Origin of the sequence: Microcystis sp. M53602_WE12, assembly GCF_030065455.1 — a bacterium.
GTDB classification, from domain to species: domain Bacteria; phylum Cyanobacteriota; class Cyanobacteriia; order Cyanobacteriales; family Microcystaceae; genus Microcystis; species Microcystis aeruginosa.
In genome coordinates this window covers 1-9,563 of sequence record NZ_JASJFB010000486.1, presented here as the reverse complement: position 1 = coordinate 9,563, position 9,563 = coordinate 1, and the positions used below count along the sequence as shown (strand labels likewise).

At 47.8% G+C, this 9,563-nt stretch carries 14 protein-coding genes; 12 read left to right on the top strand and 2 right to left on the bottom strand.

All coding sequences use genetic code 11. The features are described from left to right. Positions 1-300: 300 nt before the first annotated feature. A complete protein-coding gene (locus PX482_RS16185) occupies positions 301-1,065 on the top strand; it encodes a hypothetical protein (protein WP_002760049.1) in 765 nt (254 codons plus the stop codon). Between the two features lie 254 nt (positions 1,066-1,319). Here the strand turns inward: PX482_RS16185 and glcD are convergent, their stop codons facing one another. Then, the gene (gene glcD / locus PX482_RS16180; RefSeq protein WP_002760051.1) at positions 1,320-2,786 is read right to left on the bottom strand and encodes a glycolate oxidase subunit GlcD; all 1,467 of its coding nucleotides are present in this window, start codon (positions 2,784-2,786) and stop codon (positions 1,320-1,322) included. 147 nt (positions 2,787-2,933) lie between these two features. Then, entirely contained in the window at positions 2,934-3,485 is a 552-nt protein-coding gene (locus PX482_RS16175) for a 2'-5' RNA ligase family protein (RefSeq protein ID WP_002760053.1), read from the bottom strand. 161 nt (positions 3,486-3,646) lie between these two features. On the opposite strand from PX482_RS16175, the gene PX482_RS16170 reads away from it, so the two are divergent. The 11 genes from PX482_RS16170 to rpmE all read left to right on the top strand — a co-directional run bounded on the left by PX482_RS16170 (position 3,647) and on the right by rpmE (position 9,330). Beyond that, complete coding sequence (locus tag PX482_RS16170; RefSeq protein ID WP_288025766.1) at positions 3,647-3,913, top strand: YciI family protein; 267 nt, start codon at positions 3,647-3,649, stop codon at positions 3,911-3,913. A 452-nt stretch (positions 3,914-4,365) separates the two neighbouring features. Further along, positions 4,366-4,596 (top strand): translation initiation factor IF-1, encoded by a 231-nt coding sequence (infA, locus tag PX482_RS16165; protein ID WP_002737109.1) that lies wholly within the window; start codon positions 4,366-4,368, stop codon positions 4,594-4,596. Between the two features lie 127 nt (positions 4,597-4,723). Next, positions 4,724-4,837: a 50S ribosomal protein L36 gene (gene rpmJ, locus PX482_RS16160; RefSeq protein WP_012593611.1), complete on the top strand. Its 114-nt coding sequence runs from the start codon at positions 4,724-4,726 to the stop codon at positions 4,835-4,837. A 93-nt stretch (positions 4,838-4,930) separates the two neighbouring features. After that, positions 4,931-5,314 (top strand): 30S ribosomal protein S13, encoded by a 384-nt coding sequence (gene rpsM / locus PX482_RS16155; protein ID WP_002735415.1) that lies wholly within the window; start codon positions 4,931-4,933, stop codon positions 5,312-5,314. Between the two features lie 39 nt (positions 5,315-5,353). Next, entirely contained in the window at positions 5,354-5,746 is a 393-nt protein-coding gene (gene rpsK / locus PX482_RS16150) for a 30S ribosomal protein S11 (RefSeq protein WP_002735413.1), read from the top strand. Between the two features lie 193 nt (positions 5,747-5,939). Continuing rightward, complete coding sequence (locus tag PX482_RS16145) at positions 5,940-6,881, top strand: DNA-directed RNA polymerase subunit alpha (protein ID WP_002737965.1); 942 nt, start codon at positions 5,940-5,942, stop codon at positions 6,879-6,881. A gap of 21 nt (positions 6,882-6,902) precedes the next feature. Further along, the gene (rplQ, locus tag PX482_RS16140) at positions 6,903-7,253 is read left to right on the top strand and encodes a 50S ribosomal protein L17 (protein WP_002760055.1); all 351 of its coding nucleotides are present in this window, start codon (positions 6,903-6,905) and stop codon (positions 7,251-7,253) included. A gap of 2 nt (positions 7,254-7,255) precedes the next feature. Beyond that, positions 7,256-8,086, top strand: a complete 831-nt coding sequence (truA, locus tag PX482_RS16135; RefSeq protein ID WP_288097477.1) for a tRNA pseudouridine(38-40) synthase TruA — start codon at positions 7,256-7,258, stop codon at positions 8,084-8,086. 117 nt (positions 8,087-8,203) lie between these two features. Further along, positions 8,204-8,659 (top strand): 50S ribosomal protein L13, encoded by a 456-nt coding sequence (gene rplM / locus PX482_RS16130; protein ID WP_002780818.1) that lies wholly within the window; start codon positions 8,204-8,206, stop codon positions 8,657-8,659. A 4-nt stretch (positions 8,660-8,663) separates the two neighbouring features. Then, positions 8,664-9,077, top strand: coding sequence for a 30S ribosomal protein S9 (rpsI, locus tag PX482_RS16125; RefSeq protein ID WP_002760057.1), 414 nt, complete (start codon positions 8,664-8,666; stop codon positions 9,075-9,077). A 19-nt stretch (positions 9,078-9,096) separates the two neighbouring features. Next, positions 9,097-9,330, top strand: a complete 234-nt coding sequence (gene rpmE / locus PX482_RS16120) for a 50S ribosomal protein L31 (RefSeq protein ID WP_002760058.1) — start codon at positions 9,097-9,099, stop codon at positions 9,328-9,330. Positions 9,331-9,563: the final 233 nt, after the last annotated feature.

Sequence of the window (9,563 nt, the reverse complement as noted above, 5' to 3'; positions counted from 1 at the left end):
TTAAAAATGGATTTTAGGTTCGATCCCCCCTGCCCCCCTTGATAAGGGGGGTGCCGATAGGCGGGGGGATCCCCCCTGCCCCCCTTGATAAGGGGGGTGTCTGACAACTTTTAACGCCTACCTACTTAAGTGGTTTCAATTAAATTGAAGATAGATTTTGTCTTTAGATCCCCCCTTAATCCCCCCTTAATAAGGGGGGTGCCGATCCCCCCTTAATCCCCCTTAATAAGGGGCGGATCTGAACAATTTTTAACCCCCACCTACTTAGAGACAAAACTTAAATATCCACGGAGAAAACCGATGATTACCACCACTGACAATAACTCCAATCAACCTCTGGCTAGTTTGCGGGAAATACAAGAACTTTCCATCGCAATTACAGCCAAAAGCCTCAATCCCGCCATGCTAACGGTTGATTTCCTCAAATATTCGGGAATAGTTCCCCCCGACTGGGAATTAAATGGCCAGCCGGTACTCAATCCTAATTACGCTCAAGTTAATTTTCAAAATGGTATCAGCATCGTCGCCCAACCCCGGACAATTACCTTTGTGGAGATAATTAACTCTCCCGATAGCCTGAAACTGAAACTGCCAGAAATTGTTGGTTTATATCTAGATAAACTCCCTTTAGCCGAATATCAAGCCCTGAGTATCGCCCCGAAAAGCATTGTTCCTCTCCCTAGTAGCCCCGATGCCGCTAAAAAATATATCACCGAAACTCTTCTCGCCCCCGGTCCTTGGCACAATTTCGGTATAGCCCCCCTACAAGCCAGCATCAATCTACTTTATCAGCTAGAAACCTCTCAGCTATCCGTGGCGATTAACGAGGCAAAATTACAATTACCCGATGGCAAAATTTTAGGGGCGCTATTATTTGCCGGTAACTTTAACTATAATCTGGCCGAGGGCAGCGATCGATTAAATCTGCTCAAACAATATCTGGGACAATGGCAAAAAGATCTAGAGATTTTCCGAGAATTAGTCACTCAACGCTTTCTGGAAAGACAACTCCCAGTTTTCGCCTCTAATATCAATCTGCCCCTAGGACCCCAAGGTGGACTGTAATCAGTCATCAGTCATCAGTCATCAGTCATCAGTCATCAGTCATCAGTCAGAAAAATCATTAAACCTCTTGCATAATTAATTTTTCATGGTTCAAAAACAGCAAAAATAAGGATTAAATGGCATAAAATTTGTAAATAGACCATTTAATTGATTGTTATTCATTCTTAATTCTCCTGACTACTGACTACTGGCTACTGACTCCTAACCCTAACAACGATTTTGATTTCTGCAAGAGGTCTATTACTGCCGATAACCTAAAACACATCCACCCCCGCAAACCCTTGTATTTTGGCATTAGCGGCTTCCCCACAGCTGCGCGGGGTGGGGAATAATTTCCCCGGGTTAGCCAAACCTTTGGGATTAAAGCAATCCCGCACATAGCCCATAGTTTCTAAGTCAATCTCGTTGAACATAGCGGGCATATAACAATTTTTATCGATGCCGATACCATGTTCCCCCGATAAACTGCCCCCAACCCGCACACAAAGTTTGAGAATTTCACCGCCTAACTCTTCCACTTCTTCCCAGGCACCCTCCACCTTATTATCGTAGAGAATTAACGGGTGTAAATTGCCATCCCCGGCGTGGAAAACATTGGCGATTTTATAACCGTATTTTTCACTTAAAGCCTTAATTTCCTGAAGAACATACACCAATTGAGTGCGGGGAATCACCCCATCTTGCACAAAATAATTAGGGCTAATTTTCCCCGCCGCCGCAAAGGCCGCTTTTCTGCCCTTCCAGAGTTTAAAGCGGGTTTCGGCATCATTAGCCGTGGTGATATTTCTCGCCCCATTTTGACGGCAAATCTCGGCAACCCGATGTTTATTCCTGGCTACTTCTACCCCTAAACCATCCAATTCCACTAATAAAACTGACTCGGCATCCCGGGGATAACAGCCGGTAGCCACCACGTCTTCCACGGCGTTGATACTGAGATTATCCATAATCTCCATCCCCGCCGGAATCATTCCCGATTTAATAATATCCGCCACCGCTTGGCCCGCCGCCTCGATACTGGTAAAATCGGCCAGTAAAACACAGATAGATTCCGGAGTTTTCAGGATTCTTAGGGTGATTTCCGTGGCAATGCCTAAAGTTCCCTCGGAACCCACAAATAAACCGGTTAAATCATAGCCCGGTTGTTCCGGTACCGCACCCCCCACATCGATAATTGAACCATCGGGAAGGACGATTTTTAAGCCCATAACGTGATTGGTAGTGACACCGTATTTTAAACAGTGAACCCCGCCGGAATTTTCCGCCACATTACCACCGATCGAGCAGATAATTTGACTAGAGGGATCCGGTGCATAATAAAATCCCGCCCCGCTTACTGCTTGCGTCACCCAATTATTAATCACCCCGGGCTGCACCACCACCCTTTGATTATCTAAATCAACCCTGAGAATCTGATTCATCCGTGCCGTAACGATGAGAATCCCCTCTTCTAAGGGTAACGCCCCTCCCGATAAGCCCGTTCCTGCACCCCTCGCTACCCAGGCAATCTCGTTATCGTGACAGAGTTTCACCACCGCCGCAATTTCTGCTGTGCTGCGAGGCAGTACCACAAGAGCGGGTCTTTGTCTGTATCCTGTGATACCATCGCACTCATAGGTTAATAATTCATCTTTGCGACGGATGACTCCATCTTTACCAAGGATCGTTTCTAGCTGTTTAATCAGATTGGGGGAGATTTTCGGGGGATTTTTGAGTAACATAGGTTTCAGAGCGGCGGAGTCGCCATAAAATCGCTCTATAGGTTAAAATTTCGCAAAAAAGTCAGAAATGAAGCTTTAAAAACTGCTCTCTCCTATTTTACCACTATAACTCCCTCCTCTGTAGATAGAAACCTGCAAGGGTCTGGATTATAGAGAAAATTGCCGATAAATTTCCCAGTGCTTACCGTTATGAATTAGGAGGGTAATTTCATCGATCATCACCTCAAAAAATAGCTCTTGATTAGCATATTTTGACCAAGCTTTCCAGAAATTATCTTTAGTTAAATCTCGGAAGCCAACGGTTAAATGGGGCGAAAAAGCTCGGCTTTTTGAGACATTATCAATGATATTCAGGGAAGATTCTAGCTGCTGTAAAAGCCGTTTTTGCAGGGTTAATAATTCTGGCGTTTTCTGGACATTAATATAAATGACTCGCGGTTTAAAGGCGGCAAAATTCTGGAGAATTAGGGGAATAGGAGCGTGCAAGCGGGCAAATTCCTCTAAACATCTTTCTAAATCCGGTAATTGTTCTAAATTCCACCGGAAAGGGGGTTGGAGAGTGACGTGGGGAGGCGATTTCAGGGCAGCGCGACTATTGTAAATTTCTGCAAACTCTAACTTGATTTTTGTGGCAATTTCCTGTACTTCTGGCGGCGGCAAAAGCGCGATAAAAAATAGAGATCCCTGGGGTTGATTCATGGAAACAAGCAAAGCTACAGAAATGAAGCTGTCACCTCGATTCTAGCAGTCTTCCACAACTCTAAGCTAATTGTATAGCTCTGTTACATGGCACCCTCGACGGCCAAGATTAATCGGTATAATTATATGATTGTTGATCCGTCCTAGCCTACTGAGAATTTATGCCCTGGTTTGTCAAGATAGAAAAAGGCATTGTTGATAAAACTACCTTCGATCGCTATGTCAGCGCCCATAAGGACTATGTGCGTGATTTAATTAGCCAAGGACGAGCAGCAAAAAGTGGTTATTGGGCAGAAAGGGGCGGCGGAATGTTATTATTTAAGGCCGATTCTCTTGAGGAGGCTCAGGCAATTATAGTTCGCGATCCTTTAATCGAGAATGGTTGTGTGGAATACGAACTCCATGAATGGCGAATTGTCGTCGAGTAATCTAGCTTTTCAGTGAACAGTGAACAGTAATCAGTAATCAGTGAAAAGACAGCAATGTTAAGCTGTTGATTATCTAAATATTACTCCTTAATACTGCCTAGTAGTGGGGAGATGGGGGTGGAGACTGGAGTCAGGAGATGGGAGAGGGAAGATGGGGCGCTTTTTTGCTGTGAACTGAAAACTCACATCTGATCACTGATCACTGATAAGCTATACTGGGGGAACTGTGGTGACAGCAGGGTTGCTGCTGCCGAATCGGCTCTCCTACTAGGTTCTGTGTGATAAGTTTAACTTACTATATGATCGATCAATCTTTGTGTCCTTTGTGTCTTTGTGGTTCGTTCCACCCCCCCGCTGGGAGGAATGTATCTTAGAATACATTTTAACCACCAAACCCAAGAGAGCTCCGAATCATTAAATAAATTGTCCCCAGTAAATTTGAGGAATTAACTTTGTCTAAACAAGATCTCATCGAAATGGAAGGAACCGTCACCGAATCTTTGCCCAACGCCATGTTTAGGGTGGATTTAGATAACGGTTTCAACGTCTTAGCCCATATATCTGGCAAAATCCGACGTAATTATATCAAAATCCTCCCCGGCGATCGAGTCAAAGTGGAACTGACCCCCTACGACCTAACCAAAGGCAGAATCACCTATCGCCTGAAAAATCAAAAAAAATAGCGATAAATAGGGGCAGAGAAGCCAAAAAGTCTAATAAGCGGCCAAATTTATTTTAAAAAAATAGGTGACACGGGTAAAACAAATCTGATATAATAATAAGCTTGCAGTGTTGCCAGAATACTTAGGCATGAAAGTTAGAGCGTCTGTCAAAAAAATGTGCGAAAAGTGCCGCGTCATCCGTCGGCGCGGTCGAGTCATGGTAATTTGTTCTAACCCCAAACACAAGCAGAGACAAGGTTAACCCACCAAAGTCACTGTCTTGGGGCAGAGAATCGTTACCGTTAATTGTAGTCGTTTTTGGAAAAAAAATCGTTCATAGGGAGAAAAAAAAAGCGTGGCAAGGATAGCTGGTGTAGACCTACCTCGCGATAAGCGTGTGGAAATCGCCCTGACCTACCTCTACGGAGTGGGTCTATCGCGTTCCCAAGAAGTCTTATCTGCGACGGGTGTTAACCCTGACACTCGGGTCAAGGATCTCAGCGATGAAGACGTGGCGGCGCTACGGACTTATATCGAAACAAATTATCAAATCGAGGGGGATTTGAGACGCTGGGAGGCGATGAACATCAAACGCCTCGCCGATATCGGCACCTATCGGGGTCGTCGGCATCGGCTAGGATTACCCGTGCGCGGGCAACGGACGCGAACCAATGCGCGGACCCGTCGCGGTCGTCGGGTGACAGTGGCAGGGAAGAAAAAAGCCCCCTCCAAGAAATAATTTTTTATTCATTGCGATATCCCCCAATCAAGAAAAACTATGGCGCGACCAACCAAAAAAACCGGACCGAAAAAACAGAAGAAAAATATTCCTACCGGAGTCGCTCACATTCAATCGACCTTCAACAATACCATTGTCACGATCGCCGATACCAAAGGCGATGTGATCTCTTGGGCATCGGCGGGATCGAGTGGTTTTAAAGGAGCCAAAAAAGGAACCCCCTTCGCCGCCCAAACCGCCGCCGATAACGCCGCCCGCCGAGCGATCGAACAGGGAATGCGTCAACTAGAAGTGATGGTTAGTGGCCCCGGGGCAGGACGGGAAACCGCAATCCGGGCCCTGCAAGGAGCAGGATTAGAAATCACCCTGATCCGGGACGTGACTCCCATCCCCCACAATGGTTGTCGTCCTCCCAAACGCCGGAGAGTGTAAACAGTGAACAGCTTTTTCAGGTGACAGGGATCTTGAGGCCGACAGCCGTTAGCTTTGAGCGCATCAGCAGCAGAATCCGGTCGTCAAAGACCATCTGCTCAAAAAGCTGAACGCCAAACGCTAAACGCTGAAAGCCAAAGAAAACTGATAACTGATAACTGATAACTGAAAACTGAACAAGGGAGGTCAATCGGTGGCGCAATTTCAAATCGAGTGTGTAGAAGCAAAAACTTACAAGAATCAGAGTCAGTACAGTAAATTCGTACTAGAACCTCTGGAAAGAGGCCAGGGTACGACCGTAGGTAATGCCCTGAGACGGATTCTCATTTCCAATCTGGAAGGAGCGGCCGTGACGGCCCTGCGGATTGCGGGAGTCAATCACGAATTTGCCACCGTCGAGGGGGTACGCGAGGACGTGATGGAACTCATGCTCAACATGAAAGAAATCATCCTCAAAAGCTACACCAATCAAACCCAGATCGGGCGTTTAGTGGCAACTGGACCGGCGACAGTAGTGGCGGCACAATTCGATTTACCCTCAGAAATCGAGATAGTTGATCGCAATCAGTACGTCGCCACCCTAGCCGAAGGGGCCAAGCTAGAGATGGAATTTCGCGTGGAAAAAGGCAAAGGCTACCGGGCGATCGATCGCAGTAAAGAGGAGGCCACTTCGCTAGACTTTCTGCAAATCGACTCGATTTTTATGCCCGTAACCAAAGTCAACTACAGCGTCGAAGATATCCGTTCCGAAAGCGGTCAAGCTAGAGATCGTCTGCTCTTAGAAATTTGGACAAACGGGAGCATTAACCCCAAAGAAGCCCTTTCCCAAGCGGCCGATATGCTGGTTAATCTCTTTAACCCGCTCAAGGATCTCAACGCCCTCGAATCCTCAGGTAACTTTGACGACCAAGAGATCAACCAAGAAAACCAAATTCCGATCGAGGAACTACAATTATCTGTGCGCGCCTACAATTGCCTGAAGCGAGCGCAGATCAACACCGTAGCCGACCTCCTCGATTACAGCCAAGAAGATCTCTTAGAAATCAAAAACTTTGGGCAGAAATCGGCGGAAGAAGTCATTGAAGCCCTACAAAAACGGTTAGGCATCACCCTACCCCAAGAAAAAAGCAAGTAAACCCAATTCCAGGAAAATACTATGAGACATCGGTGTAAAGTGCCTCAATTGGGTCTGCCGGCTGACCAAAGAAAGGCACTGCTGCGCAGCTTGGCCACCCAGCTAATTCTACATGGTCAGATCACCACCACCCTAGCGAAAGCAAAAGCGGTGCGAGCAGAGGTAGACCACATTATCACCCTAGCTAAAGACGGTTCCCTGAGCGCCCGTCGCCAAGCCATGGGCTACATCTACGACAAACAACTGGTTCACGCCCTCTTTGAAGGCGCCCAAGCCCGTTATGGCAACCGTAACGGCGGTTATACCAGGGTAGTGCGTACCCTGCGCCGTCGCGGGGATAATGCCCCTATGGCGATTATCGAACTGATGTAACGATGACAGCTTGCCCCCAGTCGCGGATCGCCCTAGTTATCCAGTATGTGGGAACTAATTTCCACGGCTGGCAACGGCAACCCCATCACAGGAGTGTGCAGGAAGAAATCGAGAAGGCTCTGGCCGATATTCTCGGTCATGCGGTCACTCTGCACGGGGCCGGACGTACCGATAGCGGTGTTCACGCCGCCGCCCAGGTTGCCCATTTCCAGCAGCAGAGTCCGATCCCACCTGCCCATTGGGCCAAGGTTCTCAATGCTCGGCTAGATGACGATATCGTCATTCGGGCCTCGGCCCAGGTTCCCGATCGCTGGCACGCCCGTTTCTCAGCCCTCTGGCGACGTTATCGTTACACCCTCTATACGGACCCCATCCCCAATCTATTTGTTAGCCCCTTTAGTTGGCACTACTACCATCGTCCCCTCGATGCCGATTTGATGGCCAGGGCCTTAAAGCCCCTATTGGGTAAGCACCATCTGGCCGCCTTTCACCGTGCTAACTCTAGTCGTGACCATTCCTGGGTAGAAGTACAAGGGGTGGAATGCTACCGTCAAGGGCCATTTGTACAGATGGAAATTCAAGCCAATGGCTTTTTGTACGGGATGGTGCGGCTATTGGTGGGAATGTTGGTGGAGGTGGGAACTGGTGAGCGATCGCTAGAAAACTTTACCGACATCTGGGTCAATCAGCGCCGAGAATTGGTCAAATACGCCGCACCAGCTAAAGGACTATGTTTACTGCGGGTGGGTTACGCCGATTTTCCCTTTGCCGATAGCGTCTGGTGCGAGACTCAGCCTCTTTATTATTTCCGAGCAGAGGGGATAGGGGAATAGGGAGATAGGGAAATAGGGAAATAGGGGAATTCCAACTAAAACCCTAAAACTCTAACCCCCCAACACCCAGGTGGGCAATAAAAAAAATTAATTTTTGTAAACCAAGGCAAACTCACCATGAACAAAACACCTCTACCAAATTTAGAGACTCTAGAGCAGAAATGGTACGTCATCGATGCGGCCGATCAGCGTCTAGGTCGTCTGGCCACCGAGATCGCTATGATTCTACGGGGCAAAAATAAAGCCACCTTCACCCCCCATCTGGATACGGGGGATTTTGTCATTGTTATTAACGCTGAAAAAGTGACGGTGACGGGCAAAAAACGCCAACAGAAAGTTTATCGCCGCGACTCCGGCAGACCGGGTGGTATGAAGGTAGAAACCTTCGATAAACTGCAAAAACGCATTCCTGAACGGATTATCGAACACGCTGTTAAGGGAATGCTCCCGAAAAATAGCTTAGGTCGGAAATTGTTCACGAAACTGAAAGTTTATGCCGGTGCGGAACATCCCCATCAGGCACAACAACCGGAAGTTTTAGCGATTAATACGATTCCCGCAGGAGGAAATTAAGTCAATGCAAGCCACGGACAGTAAAAATAAGGTAGTTTATTGGGGAACGGGACGACGCAAATCGGCGGTCGCTGCCGTGCGTCTGGTGCCGGGGACGGGGGCAATTACCGTTAACGGTCGCGATGGGGAAACCCATTTTAACCGCATTCCCACCTATATCCAGACGATTAAAGCTCCTCTGGAGACTTTGGGACTGGAAAACGAGTATGATATCATCGTTAAGGCCGAGGGCGGTGGTTTGACCGGCCAAGCGGACGCGGTGAAATTGGGTGTCGCTAGAGCTTTATGTCAATTGGCCCCGGAAAATCGTCCTCCCCTCAAGAGTGAAGGTTATCTGACTCGGGATCCCCGGGCGAAGGAACGGAAAAAATACGGTCTTCACAAAGCGCGCAAAGCGCCTCAATACTCGAAACGTTAGGTTAATAGAGAGGTTTATTATGCCGAAAAAAATTCATCCTACTTGGTATCCGGAAGCCAAGGTGATCTGTAATGGTGAACTGGTGATGACGGTGGGTTCGACAAAACCAGAAATTCATGTGGAGGTTTGGTCGGGTAATCATCCTTTTTATACGGGAACCCAGAAGATGATCGATACGGAGGGCCGGGTCGATCGCTTCTTGCGTAAGTACAAAATGGGCGATAAGTCAAGCAAAAAGGCCGATCAGAAATAATTCTTTACTTTTGCCTTTTTGACCCGGTGGGGAGATTTTCCCACCGGGTTTTTTGCTATTTTTAGGCTGGTAGGGTCATACTAAATCCTGTTTAAAAAGTATAGGATAGTGGGGTGTGGGGTGTGGGGTGTGGGGTGTGGGGTGTAGGGTGTAGGGTGTGGGGTGTAGGGTGTGGGGTGTGGGGTGTGGGGTGTGGGGTGTGGGGTGTGGGGTGTGGGGTGTGGGGTGTGGGG

Bases quoted from the DNA above. Each gene is read 5' to 3' on its own strand.
- PX482_RS16185 (WP_002760049.1), top strand. From the start codon at position 301: ATGATTACCACCACTGACAATAACTCCAATCAACCTCTGGCTAGTTTG.
- glcD (WP_002760051.1), bottom strand. From the start codon at position 2,786: ATGTTACTCAAAAATCCCCCGAAAATCTCCCCCAATCTGATTAAACAG.
- PX482_RS16175 (WP_002760053.1), bottom strand. From the start codon at position 3,485: ATGAATCAACCCCAGGGATCTCTATTTTTTATCGCGCTTTTGCCGCCG.
- PX482_RS16170 (WP_288025766.1), top strand. From the start codon at position 3,647: ATGCCCTGGTTTGTCAAGATAGAAAAAGGCATTGTTGATAAAACTACC.
- rpmJ (WP_012593611.1), top strand. From the start codon at position 4,724: ATGAAAGTTAGAGCGTCTGTCAAAAAAATGTGCGAAAAGTGCCGCGTC.
- rpsK (WP_002735413.1), top strand. From the start codon at position 5,354: ATGGCGCGACCAACCAAAAAAACCGGACCGAAAAAACAGAAGAAAAAT.
- rplQ (WP_002760055.1), top strand. From the start codon at position 6,903: ATGAGACATCGGTGTAAAGTGCCTCAATTGGGTCTGCCGGCTGACCAA.
- truA (WP_288097477.1), top strand. From the start codon at position 7,256: ATGACAGCTTGCCCCCAGTCGCGGATCGCCCTAGTTATCCAGTATGTG.
- rplM (WP_002780818.1), top strand. From the start codon at position 8,204: ATGAACAAAACACCTCTACCAAATTTAGAGACTCTAGAGCAGAAATGG.
- rpsI (WP_002760057.1), top strand. From the start codon at position 8,664: ATGCAAGCCACGGACAGTAAAAATAAGGTAGTTTATTGGGGAACGGGA.
- rpmE (WP_002760058.1), top strand. From the start codon at position 9,097: ATGCCGAAAAAAATTCATCCTACTTGGTATCCGGAAGCCAAGGTGATC.